12 protein-coding genes are annotated in these 19,839 nt (G+C 64.5%); 3 read left to right on the plus strand and 9 right to left on the minus strand.

Going from position 1 to position 19,839, the window contains the following annotated elements; translation table 11 throughout:
- Nucleotides 1-62 precede the first annotated feature (62 nt).
- From pstA to BUE09_RS03020, 3 genes are all read right to left on the minus strand, one after another.
- Nucleotides 63-1,733 (minus strand): phosphate ABC transporter permease PstA, encoded by a 1,671-nt coding sequence (gene pstA, locus BUE09_RS03010; protein WP_073299221.1) that lies wholly within the window; start codon nucleotides 1,731-1,733, stop codon nucleotides 63-65.
- Nucleotides 1,734-1,787: 54 nt separating this feature from the next.
- Nucleotides 1,788-4,064, minus strand: coding sequence for an ABC transporter permease subunit (locus tag BUE09_RS03015; protein ID WP_073299222.1), 2,277 nt, complete (start codon nucleotides 4,062-4,064; stop codon nucleotides 1,788-1,790).
- A gap of 211 nt (nucleotides 4,065-4,275) precedes the next feature.
- Complete coding sequence (locus tag BUE09_RS03020; protein ID WP_073299223.1) at nucleotides 4,276-5,244, minus strand: PstS family phosphate ABC transporter substrate-binding protein; 969 nt, start codon at nucleotides 5,242-5,244, stop codon at nucleotides 4,276-4,278.
- A gap of 219 nt (nucleotides 5,245-5,463) precedes the next feature.
- Between BUE09_RS03020 and BUE09_RS03025 the strand changes: the two genes are divergently transcribed.
- Entirely contained in the window at nucleotides 5,464-5,865 is a 402-nt protein-coding gene (locus tag BUE09_RS03025) for an acyl-CoA thioesterase (protein WP_045423569.1), read from the plus strand.
- A gap of 6 nt (nucleotides 5,866-5,871) precedes the next feature.
- Here BUE09_RS03025 and BUE09_RS03030 read toward each other — a convergent pair whose 3' ends face one another.
- The gene (locus BUE09_RS03030; RefSeq protein WP_073299224.1) at nucleotides 5,872-7,053 is read right to left on the minus strand and encodes a GGDEF domain-containing protein; all 1,182 of its coding nucleotides are present in this window, start codon (nucleotides 7,051-7,053) and stop codon (nucleotides 5,872-5,874) included.
- Nucleotides 7,054-7,228: 175 nt separating this feature from the next.
- Here BUE09_RS03030 and BUE09_RS03035 point away from each other — a divergent pair, with 175 nt between their 5' ends.
- Nucleotides 7,229-8,137, plus strand: coding sequence for an AEC family transporter (locus tag BUE09_RS03035; protein ID WP_073299483.1), 909 nt, complete (start codon nucleotides 7,229-7,231; stop codon nucleotides 8,135-8,137).
- A 32-nt stretch (nucleotides 8,138-8,169) separates the two neighbouring features.
- On the opposite strand, the gene BUE09_RS03040 is transcribed toward BUE09_RS03035, so the two are convergent.
- The 5 genes from BUE09_RS03040 to recC all read right to left on the minus strand — a co-directional run bounded on the left by BUE09_RS03040 (nucleotide 8,170) and on the right by recC (nucleotide 18,638).
- The gene (locus BUE09_RS03040) at nucleotides 8,170-8,952 is read right to left on the minus strand and encodes a substrate-binding periplasmic protein (RefSeq protein WP_073299225.1); all 783 of its coding nucleotides are present in this window, start codon (nucleotides 8,950-8,952) and stop codon (nucleotides 8,170-8,172) included.
- An 86-nt stretch (nucleotides 8,953-9,038) separates the two neighbouring features.
- Nucleotides 9,039-9,494 (minus strand): hypothetical protein, encoded by a 456-nt coding sequence (locus tag BUE09_RS03045; protein WP_073299226.1) that lies wholly within the window; start codon nucleotides 9,492-9,494, stop codon nucleotides 9,039-9,041.
- 138 nt (nucleotides 9,495-9,632) lie between these two features.
- Nucleotides 9,633-11,483, minus strand: a complete 1,851-nt coding sequence (recD, locus tag BUE09_RS03050) for an exodeoxyribonuclease V subunit alpha (protein WP_073299227.1) — start codon at nucleotides 11,481-11,483, stop codon at nucleotides 9,633-9,635.
- Between the two features lie 307 nt (nucleotides 11,484-11,790).
- Nucleotides 11,791-15,339 (minus strand): exodeoxyribonuclease V subunit beta, encoded by a 3,549-nt coding sequence (gene recB / locus BUE09_RS03055; protein WP_073299228.1) that lies wholly within the window; start codon nucleotides 15,337-15,339, stop codon nucleotides 11,791-11,793.
- Entirely contained in the window at nucleotides 15,336-18,638 is a 3,303-nt protein-coding gene (gene recC / locus BUE09_RS03060; RefSeq protein ID WP_073299484.1) for an exodeoxyribonuclease V subunit gamma, read from the minus strand. Before recC ends, recB begins: the two co-directional genes overlap by 4 nt.
- A 224-nt stretch (nucleotides 18,639-18,862) precedes the next feature.
- On the opposite strand from recC, the gene BUE09_RS03065 reads away from it, so the two are divergent.
- Nucleotides 18,863-19,753 (plus strand): cache domain-containing protein, encoded by an 891-nt coding sequence (locus tag BUE09_RS03065; RefSeq protein ID WP_073299229.1) that lies wholly within the window; start codon nucleotides 18,863-18,865, stop codon nucleotides 19,751-19,753.
- Nucleotides 19,754-19,839 lie beyond the last annotated feature (86 nt).

Raw genomic sequence — 19,839 nt, forward strand, 5'->3', positions numbered from 1 at the left:
GGAGGCTAGAAGCGCGGGCTGCGATCGTTGCAGCGCCGGGCCTCCAGCGGGTCTGTCGGCTATTAGTGGTCGAGCGCTTTGTATTTTTCGCGCAGGTGGTTACGGATCACGACGGCACTGAGGTTCAGCGTCGCGATCACCAGCACCAGCAGCAAGGCCGTCGCATAGACCAGTGGCCGCGCCGCTTCGACGTTGGGGCTCTGGAAGCCGACGTCATAGATGTGAAAGCCCAGGTGCATGATTTTCTGGTCGAGGTGCAGGTAGGGGTAGTTGCCGTTGAGCGGCAGGCTCGGCGCCAGTTTGACCACGCCGACCAGCATCAAGGGTGCTACCTCACCGGCGGCACGGGCCACGGCCAGGATAAGCCCCGTCATCATCGCCGGGCTGGCCATTGGCAGGACCACCTTCCACAGCGTCTCGGACTTGGTCGCACCCAGCGCCAGCGAGCCCTCGCGAAGGATCCGCGGAATCCGCGCCAGACCTTCCTCGGTGGCGACAATCACCACCGGCAAGGTCAGGATCGCCAGGGTCAGCGATGCCCACATCAGGCCCGGCGTGCCGAACACCGGCGCCGGTGCCGCTTCCGGGTAGAAGATGCGGTCGAGCGAGCCACCCAGCACGTAGACGAAGAAGCCCAGGCCGAACACGCCGTAGACGATCGATGGCACGCCGGCGAGGTTGTTCACCGCGATGCGGATGATGCGGGTCAGCACGCCTTGCTTGGCATATTCACGCAGGTAGACCGCAGCAATCACGCCGAACGGGGTGACGATCACCGCCATGATGATGGTCATCAGCACAGTGCCGAAAATCGCCGGGAAGATGCCGCCTTCAGTGTTTGCCTCACGCGGTTCGTCGCTGACGAACTCCCACACCTTGGCCAAGTAGAAGCCCAGCTTGTCGAGCGTCGACATGGCGTTCGGGCGGTAGGCACGGACGATCTTGCCGAGGCTGATCTCCTTTTCCTGACCGTCCATGGTGCGCATGGTGATGCTGTCGCGATTGAAGCCGGTGTAGAGCGAGGTCAATTCCCCCTCAAGCGCCTTGTACTCGGCGTCCCACTGCGCACGCTCGGCATCCAGTTCGGCCTGGGCAGCCGCATCGAGCTGGTCGTCCAGTTCCAGCTTGCGGGTTTTCAGGCGCAGGCGCTCGAGGCCATGGTTGATGCGGCCGATGTCGACCTTCTCCAGCTTGTTGATATCAGCATGCAGTTCGTCGATACGTTCAATCCGCTTTTGCAGCTCTGACCATGCCGCCTCGCCCTCGGCAACCAGCTGGCCGCTTTCCTTGACGTTCAACAACTCGCCATAGAAGTTGCCCCACTCACGGCGCTCCAGCGCCACCAGATCGACCGGCTTGCGCGGATTGCTCAGCCACTCGCCGACGACCCAGGAGAAGTCCGCACCGTAGACCTCGCGGTTACCGACCTTGAGCAGCTCACGGGTCATGAACTCGCCGCCTTCGACGTCCACCGGCAGGCCACTGGCCGCCAGACGTGCACGCGGCACCTCCTCGGCCTGTACCACTTCGCCAGCCATCACACGCGGCTCGGCACCCGGAATCTGGTAGTCAGCGACGATGACATCATCCGGCCAGAAATGCTCCAGGCCGCGCACGGCGATCACCGCCAGCAGGCCAAGGGTCATGATCACGGCGATGGACACAGCGCCGGCGTTCATCCAGACCCAGGGGCTGCCGCTCTTGATCCAGGTTTTCAGCGAATCCTTTTTCACGGATCGATACCTTTGTCGAAAACTTGTCGCAGCCGTCGCCGGCTGCGTTCTGTATTACAGGCTGGCGTACTTGCGGCGCAGGCGCTGACGGATCAGCTCGGCCAGGGTGTTCATCACAAAGGTGAACATCAGCAGCACCATCGCGGCGAGGAACAGCACGCGGTAGTGGGTGCTGCCCACTTCCGATTCGGGCATTTCCACCGCCACGTTGGCCGCCAGGGTGCGCATGCCTTCAAAGATGTTGGCTTCCATGATCGGCGTGTTGCCGGTGGCCATCAGCACGATCATGGTTTCGCCGACGGCGCGGCCCATGCCGATCATCAATGCGGAGAAGATGCCCGGGCTGGCAGTCAGCAGCACCACGCGGGTCAACGTCTGCCAGGGCGTCGCGCCCAGCGCCAGCGAACCCAGGGTAAGACTCTTCGGCACGCTGAATACGGCGTCTTCGGCAATCGAATAGATGGTCGGGATCACCGCAAAACCCATCGCGATACCAATCACCAACGCGTTGCGCTGATCGAAGGGGATGCCCAGATCATTGGACAGCCACAGGCGCATGTCACCGCCAAAGAACCAGTTTTCCAGGTACCCGCTGACCGCCAGCGAACCCCAGCCCACGAACAGGATCACCGGGATCAGCAGCACCGCTTCCCAGCCTTCGGGGACGCTCAGGCGAAGGTTTTCCGGCAAACGGCTCCAGCACCAGCCGGCGAACAGGATGCTCAACGGCATCAGCAACAGCAGGCTGAAGATGCCCGGAAGATGGTTTTCCAGATAGGGCGCAAGAAACAGGCCGGCGAAGAAGCCGAGGATCACCGTTGGCAGCGCTTCCATCAGCTCGATGATCGGTTTGACCTTGCGGCGCAGCGTCGGCGCCATGAAGTAGGCGGTGTAGAACGCCGCACAGATGGCCAGCGGCGCAGCCAGCAACATCGCGTAGAACGCCGCTTTGAGGGTACCGAAGGCAAGCGGAGACAGGCTCAGCTTGGGTTCGAAGTCGCCCGTTGCGGAGGTGGACTGCCAGACGTAATCCGGCTCGGGATAGCTTTCGTACCAGACCTTGCCCCACAGCGCATCCCAGGAAATCTCCGGGTGTGGGTTATCGATCACGAAGCGTTGCACTTGGTCATCCGATTCCACCAACAGGCGGGTAGCACGCGGCGACATTGCGGCGACCGCAGCGCCGTCGGCGACTTGCTCGGTCAGCAGTTCGCGATGCGCTGTGCTGTGGAAGATGCCCAGGGTGCCGGCACTGTCGAGGGCAAGGAAACCCTTGCGACGCTCTTCGGGAAGAATCTGCGTGATTGGTTGATCAGCCAGCTGAAAGTTGCGGACGTTCTTCAGTTCGGCCTGGCCGTCATTGCTGCGCACCATGAACCACTGCCCGATGCCACCCGTCGAGTCGCCGATCATCAGCGAGATGCCGCCCAGCAGCGAGGCCACCGTGGTGATCTCGCCGTTGCCGGTGAGCAGCTTGTAGCGACCGTTGAGTTGCTCGCGGCGCAGATCGAAGACATCGACGCTGGCGCGACCGCTCACTGCGAACAACCACATGTGCCGCGGGTCGATACGCAGCGCCTTGATCGGCTCGGAGAGTTGCGGCAGGTCCATGCGCTCCTCTTCCAGGCTTTTTTCGCCGGTCATCAGGTTTTCGGTGGAGACGATTTTCAAGGCATGCAAAGCGCCATTCGTAGCGCCAGCGACCATCAGGGTCGAGCCGTTGAGGCTGATGGCAGCATGCTCGATGGGCCGTCCTTGCGAATCAAGGTTCAGCGGTTCTTCGCCGAAGGGATAGTCCAGCTGCGGCGTGATGGTCTTCTTGCCATCCGGGTAGCTGACGTTGTAGTTGTGCTCGGCAACCAGCACCTGCCCGTTGCTCAGCCCCAGCACCATGCGACGATTGCCCGGCGTGTCCTGGCCGACCGAGACGATCTCGCTGTCCGCCGGCAGCGGCAGCTCTACAGTGCGCAGCAGCTCGCTCGTGGGTACGCTGAAGAAGCGCACGGCGCCATCGCTGCCCAGGCGCATCGCCACCTTGTTCTGCTCTTCGACCGCCAGTAGCAGCGGGGCACCGGCATCGGCCAACCAGGTCGGCTGCTGGGCATCACGCGCCTCCAGTTCAGCACCCTGGAACATGGGCGCTACGACCTGGGCGAGGTAGAAGAAGATCAGGCAGATCGCGCCGAGCACGGCGAGGCCCCCAATGGAGACATACCAACGCGCCAGTTTGTCTTTCAGCGCGCGAATACGGCGCTTGCGTTGCAGAGCCGGGGTGTTGAAGTCCAGCCGTTGCACATCGGAATTCGCGGTCATGGTCTCGATATCGTTCATGCGAAGGTTCCTGGCCGCTCAGGCCACTAAACTGCTGCGCCGCTTTGGCGCGAGCCGTTTGCTGGCTTGTTCGGCCGCTCGGGCGCCTAATTTAATGCAGCCGTGTGACAGAAAAATTACAGCGAGGTGACGCGACGACGCCCACCAACGCGCGGGGCGTGGCGGGCGTTGCTACAGCTCGCGACAAGCGCCGCGAGGCTGGCGTGAGGTCTTAGTTCAGACCCAGCTCTTGCATGGTCTTGTCGACGACTTTCTTGGGCAGCGGGATGTAGCCGTCCTTGACCACGACTTCCTGCCCCTGCTTCGACAGCACCAGCTTGAGGAACTCGGCGTCGATCGGGCTCAGCGGCTTGTTCGGCGCCTTGTTGACGTAGACGTAGAAGAAGCGAGCCAGCGGGAACTTGCCAGCCAGAGCGTTCTCTTCGTTGGCTTCGAAGGCTTCGCCACCCTTGGACAGGGGCACAGCGCGGACGCTGGAAGTCTTGTAGCCAATGCCCGAGTAGCCGATGGCGTTCAGGGTGCTGGAGATCGACTGCACCACCGAGGCGGAGCCCGGCTGCTCGTTGACGTTAGGCTTGAAATCGCCTTTGCACAGTGCTTCTTCCTTGAAGTAGCCGTAGGTGCCGGATACCGAGTTGCGGCCGAACAGCTGGATCGGCTTGCTCGCCCACTCACCGGTCAGGCCGACGTCACCCCAGGTGGTAATGTCCTTTTCGCCACCGCACAGACGGGTGCTGGAGAAGATCGCGTCAACCTGCTCGATGTCCAGGCTCTTGATCGGGTTGTCCTTGTGAACGAACACGGCCAGAGCGTCGATAGCGACCGGCACCGCAGTCGGCTTGTAGCCGTACTTTTCTTCGAAGGCCTGGATTTCGTTGTCCTTCATTGGACGACTCATCGGGCCGAGGTTGGCCGTACCTTCGGTCAGCGCGGGCGGAGCGGTCGAGGAGCCGGCAGCTTGAATCTGGATGTTGACGTTCGGGTAGGCGCGCTTGAAGTCTTCGGCCCACAGGGTCATCAGGTTGGCCAGGGAGTCGGAACCGACACTGGACAGGTTGCCGGAAACGCCGGAGGTCTTCTCATAGGTCGGCAGTGCCGGATCAACTGCGGCGACTGCGTTAGCAGCGCCTACACCAGCGGCAGCGAAGGTCAGGGCCGCCATCAAACGATTCAGTTTCATTCCATGCTCCTAGCAAGGGTGTGTCAGTGTTTGGATCGGGGGCCATTGTCTGCAGGCCGTGTGAACACTCTATGAACCGAATATGACAATCTGGTGACGATACTGAACTTTAGGCCTGCCCGGTCGCTGTCACTATCTACAGCCGCTATACTCGCCCCCCGCCCGCACTGCTGCGGGCCATTCGCGCAAAAAAAAACAAACGCGCCGTGAGTCCAACCGATGAACGAATACGAACAGGAAGACCCAATCCCGCAGGGCGACCTGGCCTTGCAGCTGACCGCCCTGCCGCGTGAGACCAACGGTTTCGGCGATATCTTTGGCGGCTGGCTGGTGTCACAGATGGATCTGGCTGGCACCGCCATGGCCAGCCGCGTCGCCGCAGGCCGTGTGGCCACGGTGTCCATCGATCGCATGGCCTTCATGGTCCCGGTGGCAGTCGGCGCGCAGCTGTCGTTCTATACCCAGACGCTGGATGTCGGCCGCAGCTCGATCCGCATGCTGGTAGAAGTGTGGAGCGATGACCCGCTATCGAGCGAGTGGCGCAAGGTCACCGAAGCGGTATTCGTCTTTGTCGCCATCGATGGCAGCGGACGCACCCGCCCGGTCACGCCGCGCCGCTGAGCGAGATCAGCGCACCACGTAGCGGTTTTTTCCGGCTCGCTTGGCCTGGTACAACGCCGCATCGGCAGCCTGATAGAGCTGCTCGGCAGTCTGGCCTGACTGCCACATCGCGATGCCAATGCTCGTCGTAGCGCATCCGCATTGCGCCGATGCCGGATGAGGTATGGCACGCTCGGTGAATTCGGACAGCAGCTGCGCCGCGATGGCCTGCGCCGAGTTCGCATCGCAGTTGAGCAACAGCAAGGCGAATTCTTCCCCCCCGACCCGGGCTGCCAGATCCATCGGCCGCCGTGAGAAACGGCTCAACAGCTCGCCGAAATCCCGGATCAACGCATCACCGGCCGGGTGTCCCAGGCAGTCGTTATAGGCTTTGAAATCATCCAGATCGAGCAGCAGCAGGGCGAGCGGCTGACCGTCCCGGCGGGCCTGCAACAAAGTCTGCCGCAGGGCAGCGTCGAAGCTGCGACGGTTGGCCAGGCCCGTCAGCGAGTCATGTTGCGCGACCCAGCCGAGCAGCTGGCGTACGAGGAATTGCTCACGCTGCGAGTATTCATGGATGTAGCGACTGATCGCTCCGATCGTCAACAACAACACGTAATAGCTGACCGAGATCCAATGCACCTGCATTTCGCCGGAGGAAAGGATAAGCGCCGCCATCAGGATATCGATCAGGATGATCGACGCCGCACTGATCAGCGCTCGCCAAAAGGTGATGCCGAGAAAGAAGAACGAACAGACGATCAACAGACCCGCACCGTAGCGGAACGCCAGTTCTGTCTGGGAGACCTCATAATGGATATCGATGCGCGCCGCAACGATGCCAACCAGCACCAGCAGCAACGGAAACAGTCGGTTGGCAACCAGACGGACCCGCCGGTGAAAGACCGACATGATCAGGATCGCTACACCCGGCGCCATTTCCACCAAACGCAGCAGGGTCAACTCTCGCAGCCACCTCGGGTCCGACTCGGCATACAGCTGCCATTCGACAGAGTGATAGCCGGCAACCACGATCAGCAGAAGGCAGGCCCCCAGAACCTGTGCGAAGCGCGCCTGTCGTCCCAGGTAACGACGAAATTCGCGCTCCAGGTCCGGCGCAAACAGCAAACCACGAAAGCCCCCGAGCAGCTGTCTACCATGCGGGGTATCGCGGAAATCTTCGGCGGACTGCTGTTCTAGGGGTTGCATCGACGTTGCTCGTGTTCTGGCGCAAGCAATGATATCACTTGGACATCATTTCGACGGCTTTCCCGATGAACGCGCAGCAAACGCTCTTGGGACGGGGCAATCCGCATTGCTCGGCCCTTGCCGACCCTGTCAGGAGACGCCACTATCGGCTCACCTACACTGTTGGATGTATCGCGTGACCAGCCTTCTGCTCGCCCTCTGGCCTCTGTTTGCCCTGATCATTGCCGGTTACATTCTGCGCCTGCGCGAATTCCCCAACGAAGCCTTCTGGCCTGGCGCCGAGCGAATCAATTACTTCGTGCTGTTCCCGGCGCTGCTGTTCAGCAGCCTGGCCACCGCCCCCCTGGACAACCCGGCGCTGCCCCGCTTGGCTGCTGCCGTGCTGCTGGCCCTGGGATTGGCGTGGGTCGTACTGCTGATCATGAAGCGCCTGCGCGGCTGGTCGGCGGCGCGCTTCGGCGCCTTTGCCCAGGGTACCCTGCGTTTCAACACCTATCTGGGCCTTGCGGCTGTCGGCAGCTTGTTCGGCCAGGATGGCCTGGCCATGGCCGCGCTGATGCTGGCGCTGATGGTGCCGACCGTTAACGTGATGTCGGTGTGGGCGCTGACCGCCGAACGCGGCGTCAGCGCGCGCGGCCTGCTGCTGCCAATCGCGAAGAACCCCTTGATCGTCGCCTGCGTCACGGGCGCCCTGATCAACCTGTCCGGGCTCGGCCTGCCTGGCGGCACTGACCGGCTGCTGGGTCTGCTGGCCGCAGCCAGTTTGCCCTTGGGTTTGCTCTGTGTCGGCGCCGCGCTGAAGCCGAAGGAGCTCGGTGGTGAAATTCCTGCACTGGGCTGGAACAGCGCCCTGCGACTCCTGGCGGTTCCACTATTGGCTTTTGCCGTTGCTCACCTGCTCCAGCTGCCTGCCATGGAAACCACCATCATCGTCCTGTTCTTTGCCCTGCCTACAGCGCCTACCGCCTACGTGCTAACCCGGCAGCTCGGTGGTGACAGCCACCTGATGGCCGGCATCATCACCCTGCAAACACTGCTCGCTGCGGCCAGCTTGCCACTGGTGCTGACACTGCTCGAACGCTGAAAACCGTGACCGCGCGCCAGCCATCGCGGCCGTTATCGCGCTGTCGTGGTGCGGCGGTCCACTGAAACGCTGTCGGCAGCGAACCACTCGATCAAGCGCTGATAGTCGCCACTGTCCTGAAGGGTTCTGAGTCCTCGGTCGAACCGCTCGATCAGCTGTCCGGCGTCCGGTCGGCTGCGCGGGACGATGAGGTGAATCGTCTGACGGCTCAACACCGAACCGGAAACATGAAAACGCCGCCGATCCACTTCGGTTGATTGCACGGCGTGCACGCCCAGCAGGCGGTCAGCCAGAAACACATCATCTCGGCCAAGCAATAGCAACAACGCACACTCGCTCAGGCTCGGCGGCGAATGTCGGACCAGTACACCCCGGTCAACCAGCGCCTGGACTCCAACAGGCAGCTGCCAGCCCAGCGAATGGCACAGCCGCCTGCCGCTGACGCCCGCGAGGTCATTGGCTTCGATTGCGTCCATGGCGCGACTGAACAGGTGTTGTTCGGAAACATAGAGCGGCGCCGAGTAGAGGAAATCATGCTCGCGCTGCTCAGCACGGATGTAGGGAAAAGTCGCGTCGTATTCGCCGCGAAGGGTCATCAGATAGCCTCGATTCCAGGGCTGCCAGGCAAGCGACGACGCTAACCCGCTGCGCTCGAACGCCGCCTGTGCGACCGCCGAGAGTATGCCGCCTCGAGGCAGTGCGCGGTCAGTGAGCGGGGCGTAGCCATCGCCTGTCACCAGGCGCACATCTGCGGCATGCGCCCCAAGACTGACCGCCAGGCTCAGCAGAGCGCCCCGGCTACAAAAACCTTTCATCACCACCTTTTGCCATCCTTGCGAAAACGAGTGAAGCGCAACCTAGCGAATATCAAAGTCAGCAACCATCAACGCATCGGGTGCCGCTAGCGGACGACCTGGCCGCGCGATAACCGCAACAACAGCAATGCCATGCCGACTCCAGCGGCGATCAGCACCAGCGTCGGGCCCAGATAGCCGACCAACTCCTGCAGCCAGGCGAGCAGTTGGCGAACGATCATCAGGTTCAGGCTTGGCCCCGCTGCGTCCGCATCGAGCCGGTAGGCGCCCGCCAGCCAAATGTCATAGGCGGACCTCAGCGGCAACAGCGTCAGTGGCAGCAACACCTGGCATACCCAGTAGCCGCTGCGCCGCCTTGGCCCCAACAGTCCCCAGGGCCGGTAGGCCGTGCGGATCAGCTGGAAGAAACAGAAGCTGTAGTAGGCGACTAGCAACAAGACGAACGCGCCACTCCAGGATGGGGCAATCCACAGTTCACGCACCATGACTCCAGTGAACGACAAGCTGAGCAGGCCCCAGACCAGAAGAAAGAAGATTTTCATCGCATGTCCCGGTTGTCGGTTATCGGTTGACGGCGAACCCACATCGGAACAGAAACCGAACGTGGATACGCGCAACCGTTTCACGAAACTGGCCGCGATGCGCTGCGATCATGCCCTCTACGCGCAGCGGCGCACGCATCAGAACAGACTGAGCTGATCGCCCGCCGGCTCGCTGGCCGGCATCGGCAGGCCATTCCCCTCGCCTGTGCGCTTCGTGTCGCCTGAGCTCAGCCTTTCAGCAAGTCCGGCCGCGCGCTCGGCGCGGGTGCTTACGGCCTCACCCAGACGCACCGGCAAAGCCCAGATCTCCACCTTGCGTTTGGCCCGAGTGATGCCGGTATAGAACAGCGAGCGCGTCAGCAGCGGGCTGGGCTGTTCCGGCAACGCCAGCAGCACCTCGGTGAACTCCGAGCCCTGGCTTTTGTGTACCGTCATGGCGAAGGCGCTGTCATGGCTCGGCAGGCGCGCCGGGGCAAAGCCGCGATAGCCCTCGTCGCCCTCGAAGAACACCCGCAGGCCCTGCTCGGTTATAAGGCACAGGCCAATATCGCCGTTGAACAGGCCCAGGGCGTAGTCGTTCTGCCGGACCATCACCGCGCGGCCGGGGTACCAGCGTTCGCGGGCGGGCACACCGAGGCGACGCTTGAAGCGCGCTTCCAATGCCTCGCTGATGCCGGTGACGCCAAAGGCGCCTTCGCGCTGGGCAGTCAGCGCGCGGAAACCGTTGAAGGCCTCGAACGCGGCGGATGGATCGGTCTGGCGTGCGGCCTGCAGATAGGTCGAATAGCCCTGCTCCAGTCGCTCGATCAATGCGGCGGACGTTGGCGTGGCATTCCAGGCAAGATCGGCGCGCCCATCCTGCAGCAGCGCTACCGTGCCCTTGGCATCGCCGCCATTGATTCGCCGCGCCAGCTCGCCGATACCGCTGTCGCCGGCGAAGCGGTGGCTGTGGGTGAGCAGCACAACCGCATCGCCGAGGCGCGAGCGCGGCGTCTCGACCGGTACGGCCTGCCCGGTAATGCGTTGCAGATCGGTCGCGGCCTGACTATCGAAACCGCGCCCCTCACAGAGTTCAGCGAACACCGCGCCGGCCTCCACGGCGGCCAGCTGATCCTTGTCGCCGAGCAGGATCAGGCGCGCCTTCGGCGGCAGCGCAGCGACCAACTTGGCCATCAGCGCCAGATCGACCATCGATGCCTCATCCACCACCAGCACATCCAGCGCCAGCGGATGGGCCGCGTCATGGCGGACCTTCGGGCTGTCGCCGCGGCTGCCGAGCAGGCGGTGCAGTGTGCGCGCCTCGTCCGGCAGGGCGTCCTTGACGGCATCGCTGACCGGCAGATCGGCCTTGGCGTTGCGGATTGCCTCGGCCATGCGCGCCGCCGCCTTGCCGGTCGGCGCCGCTAGACCAATGGCTAGGCGTTCGCCACCGGGCTGCTCCAACAGTGCGGCCAGCAGGCGCACAACCGTGGTGGTTTTGCCGGTGCCGGGCCCGCCGGAGATTACTGCCAAGCGGCGGCGTACCGCCTGGGCCGCGGCGAGGCGCTGCCAATCGGGGCTCTGCTGATTGAAGGCGAATAGCCGCGCCAGACTGTCGCTCAGCCGAGCCTCATCAACGTCAGGCGCGTCCACCGCCCGAGTCAGCAGCTGTTGCGCCAGCTGCTGTTCATAGGCTTGGTAACGGGCCAGGTAAAGCCGGTTGCCGACCAGGGTCAGCGGCGCGTAGTCGTCAGGCGCACCGATCAGCGAAGAGGCTTCGAGCTGTGCGCGCCAAACGGGCAGCGAGGGCATGCTGAGATCGGCGTCGGGCCAGGGCCGTCTGCCGGCCAGGCGTTCGAGCGGCAGGCAGACATCCCCGGACGCCAGCGCCTCGCAGCACAGGGCGGCGGCGAGCAGCACAGGCTCAGGAGTATCAGGCTCAAGGCGTTGCAGGCTGGCGACGAAGGCGCGCTCCAGGGGGCCGAGGGGTAACTCTGAACGAAGCGTCATCGGGTAGGCCTCGATACAGAAGGTGCCAGACCCAGACGGCGGTCCCAAGGGTGGGCTGAAGCGGAACGCCGCCCGGCCCACCCTACGAAGATATCCGGGCGCACCGCTCGTAGGGTGGGCTTCAGCCCACCGATATGCCCGGCAGGATAAGCGTATTGAACTGACGCAAACTGCAATCCGACGGTTTCTACAAACCCCACGCGCATCACCGCCCCTCCTCGAACAGCGCATCGGGCCGATCGTAGGGCGGGGGCAACCCGCCAAGCGTGCGGGAAGGCAACGCCAGGTATTGGCATAGCAGCAAACATCACTTGCCCTCCTCGAACAAACGATCCAGTGCGTCGAGCAGCGCATCATCCGGTCGCGCGAAATAAACGCCGGCTTCAGGCATGCCGCGCAAGAACAGGTAGAAAGCGCCGCCCAATTGATCATTTGTGAAATCAGTCAGACGCTGGCGCAGGAAGCGGCGTAGCGCCACCAGGTAGATCAGGTATTGCAGGTAGTAATGCTCGCCTGCCAGCGCCTGCAGCAGCCGTTCGCCGCCGTAGTAACTGGCGTCCGGGCCGAGCCAGTTGGATTTGTAGTCGGCGATGTACCAGCAGCCGTCGTGCTCGAAGGTCAGGTCGATAAAGCCCTTGAGGAAACCCTTGAGGCTGTCGAACTCCAGCCGCGCCGCCGCTTCGCGCAAGGGTTCGGCGAGGCCGTTGGCCGGATCGACCAACAGGCTGCGCAGCCGCGTCACGTCCAGGTCCCGTACCGGGAAGGTGAAGCCGAGTTCGGGCAGGCGTCTGGCCGACTGCAACGCAGCGAGGGTCAGGCCGGCGCCATCCATATCGGTGTCGAGCACCTTTTGCAGATGGCTGATGGCGATTTCCTTCCACTCCAGCGGCAGACCGTAGGCCTGCAAAGCGGGTTCGACCAGCGCCTCCAGCTCGCCTTTGCCGCGCGCCCAGTCTTCGAGGATCGCGTGCAGGCAGGTGCCGGCGCGCGCGCCCCGGGGAAACGCGAAGAAGCCACTGCCCGGCTCGCCGGCATCGGGGATGGCCAGGGCGTCGCGGTCGGGCGCTTCCATATGCATGCCGGCGGCAAGTCCGGAAAAGCTGCCGATCCGCCAGGCACTGTGCAGGCTGCGATTGAGCTGCGACAGCTGCTGAGGCGGCGCGGCGCGGCCGGGGCCCTGTGCATTGGCTTCGCGCGACTCCAGCGGCAGGCAGGCCATATGACCGTCGCTTCCGTGCACCAGTCGCTCGATGGCCAGGCGAAGGCTGCCGCCGTTGAGATCGGCCAGATGATTGCCCAGCTCACTCAACGGTTGCTCGCCAGGCAGTTCGCGGCCGTGTAGCAGCCAGGCCAGGGCGCTGCTGTGCAGACCTTCGTCCGCTAGGCTGCCATCCTTTTTTGGTTTGCAGAGATTCACAGGCCCCCAGTGCAACCAGAGCAGGTCGCGCGCGCGGGTCAGGGCGACATAGGCCAGGCGCAGCTGCTCGGCAAACACCTCCTGACGGGCGCGTTCGAGGTGGTCTTCCAGCGCGTCGCTGCCGAGATCCAGCAGCGGCTGGCCATTAGCATCGTGGCAACGGGCGCTGTCGCGGTTCTTGCCGAGCAGCTTGCCGTCCCAGAGAAAGGGGCAGAACACCAACGGATATTCCAGGCCCTTGCTGGTATGGATGGTGACGATCTGCACCCGCTCGGCATCGCTTTCCAGGCGCAGCAGGGCTTCTTCGCCGGCGCCTTCGCTGCCGCGCTGCAGGTTGAACCAGGCGAGCAGCGGCTCAAGACCCGGGCGCAGCAGGCTTTCGGCTTGCAACAGTTCACCCAGATGCAAGAGGTTGGTCAGCCGACGTTCGCCATCGACACGCGCCAGCAGCCGTTCGGCCACCGCCTGCTCGTCGAGCCAGGCCCGGAATACGCGCATGAACCCCTGCTGCTGCCAGAGCTGGTGATAGCGCTCGGCGGCTTCGCGCTCGGCGTCCCACTGCTGCTGATCGTCCTGGCAACGAGCGAGATCGGCAGCGCTGCGGCCCAGTAGGCGCGTGGCCAGTGCATAGCGCAGCAGCCCTTCGCGGCCGGGCTCGGCGTAGGCGGCCAGCACCGCGGCCAGCTCAGCCGCTTCCTCACTGCGCCAGACGCTGTCACGCCCGCGGCGCACGCTGGGCACACCGCGCGCCGCCAGCTCGTCGGCGATCATCCCGGCCTGGCGGTGGTTGGCCACCAGCACGGCAATGTCGCCACCTTTCAGAGGGGTGAACACGCCGTCCTTTTCGAAACCAGCACGGCCCTCTGCAGCGCCCGCCAGTTGCAGGGCGATACGCCGGGCAGTGTCGCTCGCCGCCAGTTGCGCGGCCTCGCCCTTGCCCAACGGATCGTCGCCCAGCCATACCAGCGACAGCGGCGCCGCCTCGCCCTCCTCCACCAGCCGCAAGCTCGCACGCGGCTTGTCGGCCGCGCCTACTGCTGGATAGCGCAGATCAGGTTGGGCGAACGGCTGCGGGTGGTCGAACAGCTGGTTCAGCGCGGCGATCAGCTCCGGCGTCGAGCGGTAATTGGTCGGCAGGTTGAAGGGCTCGCGATCGGCCTGCTGCTTGGCCGTCATATAGGTCGCCAGATCCGCCCCGCGGAAGGCGTAGATGGCCTGCTTGGGATCGCCGACGAAACACAGCGACGCCTCGCCCGCCTTGGCATAGATGCGGTTGAAGATGGCGTACTGGATCGGGTCGGTGTCCTGGAATTCGTCGATCAGCGCCAGCGGATAGGTCATGCGCAGCGAGGCCGCCAGGTCTTCCCCGACCGGGCCTTTCAGTGCCAGATCCAGACGATTGAGCAGATCATCGAAGGCCAAAAGCCGCTGCGCCGCTTTGCGCTCGGGCAGCTCACGGTTGAGCCGCTCCAGCAGTGCGACTTGCAAGGCGATCAGCCGTTGCTTGCCCGCTGGCAATGCCTCGGCCACCTGATCGGCCAGCTCGTCCAGCGCATGGGCCAACTCGCACACCGGCGCGTCGAAGCCCTTCTTGCAGGCCTTGCTCAAGGCGCGCACGCCGAACTTGGCCGCGCCATCGGGTAGATCGAACATCACGGCCGGGTCGGCAAAATAGGCGTCGAGCTCGCTCCGCCAGGGCTCGAACTTAATGCCTTTGTGGGTGCTTTGGCTGAGCCCACCGTGGGCCTGAAGCTCGGCGATCCAGGCGGTACCCGCTTGCTTCCACAAATCGGCGGCGCGTTGCCAGGCGGCCTCGACTGGACGCAGGTCGGCGGCGACCGGCGCACCCTGCGGCTCGACGCGCAGATAGGGCTTGCCCAGATGACTACGCAAGCGCTGACGTAACCACAGCGGCGTGATCCGGCTCTTGGCCAGGAAGCGCGCCCAGGCCGGGTCGGCATCGGCCAATTCGCTGCGCCAGGCGTTGGCGAGCAGCGCGTCAATAATCTCGCGGTCATCGGCGGTCAGCTCACTGTCGAAATCGCCCCCGGCCTCGAAGGCGGCGTCCTGCAAGGCGCGCTGGCAGAAGCCGTGAATCGTGAAGATCGCCGCCTCGTCGAAGCCATGCACCGCCAGCAACAGGCGACGGCGCGAGGCTTCGTCCGGGTAGCGGGCGTGGAGGCAGTTGAGGAAATCGTCGCTGCTCGGCGTGCCTTCATAGACCGCCAGCAGGTCGGCCAGCCGCGCGCGGATGCGCTCACGTAGTTCAGCAGTGGCGGCGCTGGTGTAGGTGACCACGAGGATCTGCCCCACCGATAGCTGCCGCTCCAGCAGCAGGCGGGCGTAGAGCGCGGTGAGCGTCCAGGTCTTGCCGGTGCCGGCGCTGGCCTCGATCAGCGAGCGGCCGTCGAAGGGCGAGTCGAGCAGGTCGAGTTTCATGCTTCCTCCTCGTCTTGCGCCAAGGCATCCAGCGCAGGGCCGATCAATTCCTGAGCCAGTGTTTCGAAGCGCTGGTCCAGCGGATCGCGGTCGCGGAAGGCCAAGGCGTTCCAGGGGTCTTCGGCTTCGGCGGCGATGGGGCTGAATTCTGCGCCGAGCCAAGCTTCGCGGGCGCGCTTGCGGGCGCAGTCGAGCGGTTCACTGCCGCGGGCCGGCTTGCGATAGCCCTTGGCGAAGGCATGGCTGCTACGCGGCAGCAACGGCAGCGGTTCGCGGATGGCGCAGCGATAGGCGGCGAGCCAGGGTTCCAGCAGTTCGGCCGCGTTCGACAACGGCCCCAGCTGCCAGTCACCGGCGGGCGATAGCATCAGGCTGTGGCGCTCGATACCGGGCGTGGCGGACAGGTTGAGCAGCAGATGGCGCAGCCAGAACGGCGGCAGATCCCACTCGCCGAGGCGGCCGAGCTTCCAGCCGAACAGCCCGGCCGGGGTCACGCCGTCGAGCCAGCCATGCACGCGTACGCCGGCCAGGGTGATGTCCACCGGCAGCGGCTCGGGCACCGCGTCCGGGCGCAGTTCGAACAGGCGCGGCGCGAAGGCACGCACCGGCCCGCGCAGCTTGCCCCACAGCGCCTGGCCCAACTCGCCCGTCGGCAACCAACCTGCGGCGCAGGCCATACGTCGTTCGTCTTCATCACTCCAGCCGTGCTCCATCGCCTGCAGTGACAGACGCCGCAGGCCGTTCCAGGCCGGCATCTCCAGATCGAAGGGCTCGTCGCTGGCGAGCGATTCCTGATCGTCAGCCAGGCGCAAACCGAGGCGCTGCTCGAGCAGAAAGCGCGCCGGATGACGGAAGCACTGCAACAGCTGCGACGGTTCGATGGTCAGCCAGGCCTCGTCCGGCTCGGCGAGCAGGCTGGCGAAGGGTTGCGGCTGAGTCTGCGGCGGCTCGGCCAGGCGCTGGGCGGCGCGGAACCAGGGCAGCGAAAAACCCGCACAGGGCGCGTCGCCGAAATTGCGTGGAGAAAACGGCTGTAATGGGTGGGCGACAAGGATCTTCTGGCTAACCGTCTTAGGCGCAGGCTCGTTGGCGCTCTTGGATGCCAGAGCAGCAGGCGGCAACACGGCGGTCATATCGACCGCTTCGAGCACTTCGCTGAGCAACACTGAAGGCGGCAGCACCGCGTTGTCCCGCGGGTCGCGGCCGACATAGGACAGGTACAGCGCCTCTCGCGCCGAGAGCAGGGTTTCCAGCAGCAGGTAGCGATCATCGAGGCGTCGCGCACGGTCGCCGCGGCGCGGGTGGCGGCCGATCAGATCGAAGCCCGAAGGCGGTGTGCGCCGCGGGAAGGCGCCGTCGTCCAAGCCGAGCAGGCAGACCACACGGAACGGCAGGCTGCGCATCGGCACCATGGTGCAGAAGGTCACCGCGCCGGTAAGAAAGCCCGAGGCGCCGCCGCCCTGCTGCAAGGCGGCGCTGAGCTGCTGGTGCACCAGTTCTAGCTCGATGGGTCGCGTCAGGTCCGCGGCCTGGGCCTGATCGCGCAACGCCGCGCAGGCCTGGGACAACAAGAGCAGCGTATCGCCGGCTTCGCGCTCGTCGAACAGGGTGTCGATCAGGACTTGCAAGTCATCCGCCCACTCGGCCAACGGACGCGGCCGGGCGAGCTGGTCGGCCAGCGTGCCGAGCCGATCGACGAATTCCACCAGCCGCCCCAGCAACTGCCCGCGTGCCCCTTCCAGGGCATCCAATGGCCAATGCTCGCCGAGCAGTGGCGCGTGGTCGCCAGCCAGTTGCGGCGGCGCGGCAAAGCCCAGCAGCAGGCGGTCCAGCCCCTGGCGCCAGGTGAAGGCCGATTCGTCCGGCAGGCCGAGACGCGCTCGCTGGCTGCCGTCACGACCCCAACGCACGCCGGCTTCGCGTAGCCAGTCGCGCAGCAGCGGCAGGTCTTCGCTTTCGATCCCGGCGCGACGCGCGATGGCCGGCTGCTCCAGCCAGGCTAGGATTTCCTCTGCGGCAAAACGACTCTGCGCCAGCATCAGCAATTCAAGGAAGGCCTCGATCAGCGGCATTTCGGCACGCAGGCTGCGGTCAGCGAGGCTGTAGGGAATCCGCGGACTGCCCTCGCGCTGGGCGAATACGGCTTCGATAAAGGGCGCGTAGCGCTCGATATCCGGGGTCAGCACCACGACCTGATCGGGCGTCAGCGCCGGGTTGGCAGCGAAGCGCGCCAGCAGCTGGTCATGCAGGATCTCCACCTCGCGCAGCGGCGAGTGGGCGATATGCACTTCCAGCGAGCGGTCTTTCTCGGTCAGCGTGATGCGCTCATCGGGCTGCCGGGTACGCAGGCGCAGGATGTCGTTCTGCAGGGCGTGCAGCAGGCTGTCGTCGCGCAGGTCTTCATCTTCGGAATACAGGCCGAACTCCTGGCTGCCCTCGCTGGCGGTCAGGCTGAACAGGGAATCGAAGAAGTCCCGGCCCTGCTTGCCGAGACTGGCCAGCAGCGGATGGCCGACATCGAGATACCAATCATCAGCGCCGCTCTCGGGCTGGCGCGCCAATTCACGAATATCGCGAATCTCGCCCCAGGCTTCGCGGCTTGGGTTGAGCGCGCAGACTACCACGTCGATATGTCGCGCCAGACCATCGAGCACGCGCAGGTGGTGCGGCGGCAGGCTGCTGATGCCGAACACCAGCAGGCGCTCGGGCAGGCCGGGCAAGGGTTCGTCGCTGTAGAGCCGCTGCAGCAGATCGTCGAGCAGCCGCGCGCGGTGCGGATGGCCGTCCTTGGTCAGCTCGCGCCAGAGGAGCGCCTGCCAGCCTTCATCCGGGCCGAGATCGAAGGTGTCGCCACGCTCCCAGGCGGCCAGCCAGTCGTCGCGATAGAGCAGGTATTGGTCGAAGACGTCGGCGATCTTGGCCGCCAGCGACAGCCGCCGGCGCTCATCGCCACCGTCGAGGTACTGCGCCAGACGCGGCGCCAGCTCGAGATTGGACGGCTCGCAGAGCCAGCCGTAGAGCCGCCAGGTCAAGGTGGTCGGGGAAAACGCCGACTGCTCGGGCAGGCTGCCCAGCACCGTGCGGCTCAGGTCCCAGACGAACCTGGCCGGCAGCTGCATCTCCAGCTGCATGGCGATGCCCTGCTTGCGCGCCAGCTCAAGCGTCAGCCAGCGGCCCATGCCCTGGCTCGGTACCACCACCAGCGCCGGGGCGAAAGGATCGGCGAGCGGCTGGGCGAGCAGGCGCGTAGCCAGTTCGCCGAGGGTTTCGAGGTCAGGGGCGTGATAAAGGCTGAGCATGTGAGCGGCTTCGGCTGGGTCAGCGGCAAGGGTAGCAAGATCCTCGTACAGCGACCTTGCAAAACGCTGAGACGACCGCTGCGGCATTTCAACCTAGTCCTTTCGCACGAAGCCAACGGTCCTTGTGTTCAATATCAATCACCTCAAGGGCCGTAGGATATTTCATCGCAGGCAGCCCTCATGCCCCCAGCAACCTGTCGCCTGCCTCAGGCTAGGAGCAACCGATGAAACTGAACCACCGGAACCTGCTGATCCTCTCACTGGGCGCGGCTATCTGCGCCTCCCCCCTGGCGCATTCCGCCACGGATGGCACCCAAGCCAAAGGCTCGGTCGAACGCAGTCATGCGCGACAGGCCAACGCACTGCTTGATCGTGCCGCGGCACATCTGCAGCAAGCGGGGCCGGAGCAGGCCCTGGCAGCGTTCAATGACCGCAACGGCGACTTCGTTGACGGCCAGCATTATGTTTTTGTCCTGGACACGGCGGGGACCATGCTCGCCAGCAACGGCGCTTCCCGAGCGCTGGTCGGGCTCAACGTGATGGACCTGAAGGACGCCGCCGGCAAGCCCTTCATCCGCGCAATAGTCGAAGGCGCCAAGGCGACCCAGAACGGCCAGGTCGAGTATCACTGGCTGAACCCGACCGATAACAAGGTCGAGAACAAGACCAGCCTGTACCGCAAGGTGGGCGATCAGATCCTCGCGGTGGGGTATTACATCCCGCGCTCTTCCGCCGAGCACGCGCAGAAAATGCTGGATGAAGCCGTAGCGCTGGTGAAGCGCTCGGGTGACAAGGCCGCGTACCAGGCCTTCAACGATCCGCAGGGCCGCTTCGTGACGAACGACGAGTACGTGTTCGCCATTGGCTTGGAGGACGGCAAGTACCGCGCCAGCGGCGCTTCACCCAATCTGGTGGGCGTCGACGTTCGCGAAATCACCGACGCCGCCGGGACACCGCTGTTCAAGCAGATGATCGAACTGGCCAAGGACAAGGGCATCGGGAGCGTCGACTACGTGTGGCGCAATCCGGCCACCAATGCGGTGGAGAAAAAACACACCTTGATCCGTCGGGTCGATGACGTCCTGCTGGGTGTGGGCTACTACTCGCCCAACTGAGCGCCACGTGAGCCAACAGCGGGCGTCACGGTTGATGACAATCTGGTGAACGGCCGGCTACCGGCGATGGTCAACTTTACATAACC

The sequence above is a fragment of the Stutzerimonas xanthomarina DSM 18231 genome (assembly GCF_900129835.1).
In the GTDB taxonomy this organism is placed as follows: domain Bacteria; phylum Pseudomonadota; class Gammaproteobacteria; order Pseudomonadales; family Pseudomonadaceae; genus Stutzerimonas; species Stutzerimonas xanthomarina.

Excerpts from the sequence above, each read along its gene's own strand:
- recC (WP_073299484.1), bottom strand. The coding sequence starts at position 18,638 with ATGCTCAGCCTTTATCACGCCCCTGACCTCGAAACCCTCGGCGAACTG.
- BUE09_RS03040 (WP_073299225.1), bottom strand. The coding sequence starts at position 8,952 with ATGAAAGGTTTTTGTAGCCGGGGCGCTCTGCTGAGCCTGGCGGTCAGT.
- BUE09_RS03045 (WP_073299226.1), bottom strand. The coding sequence starts at position 9,494 with ATGAAAATCTTCTTTCTTCTGGTCTGGGGCCTGCTCAGCTTGTCGTTC.
- BUE09_RS03025 (WP_045423569.1), top strand. The coding sequence starts at position 5,464 with ATGAACGAATACGAACAGGAAGACCCAATCCCGCAGGGCGACCTGGCC.
- recD (WP_073299227.1), bottom strand. The coding sequence starts at position 11,483 with ATGACGCTTCGTTCAGAGTTACCCCTCGGCCCCCTGGAGCGCGCCTTC.
- BUE09_RS03015 (WP_073299222.1), bottom strand. The coding sequence starts at position 4,064 with ATGAACGATATCGAGACCATGACCGCGAATTCCGATGTGCAACGGCTG.
- BUE09_RS03065 (WP_073299229.1), top strand. The coding sequence starts at position 18,863 with ATGAAACTGAACCACCGGAACCTGCTGATCCTCTCACTGGGCGCGGCT.
- recB (WP_073299228.1), bottom strand. The coding sequence starts at position 15,339 with ATGAAACTCGACCTGCTCGACTCGCCCTTCGACGGCCGCTCGCTGATC.
- BUE09_RS03030 (WP_073299224.1), bottom strand. The coding sequence starts at position 7,053 with ATGCAACCCCTAGAACAGCAGTCCGCCGAAGATTTCCGCGATACCCCG.
- BUE09_RS03020 (WP_073299223.1), bottom strand. The coding sequence starts at position 5,244 with ATGAAACTGAATCGTTTGATGGCGGCCCTGACCTTCGCTGCCGCTGGT.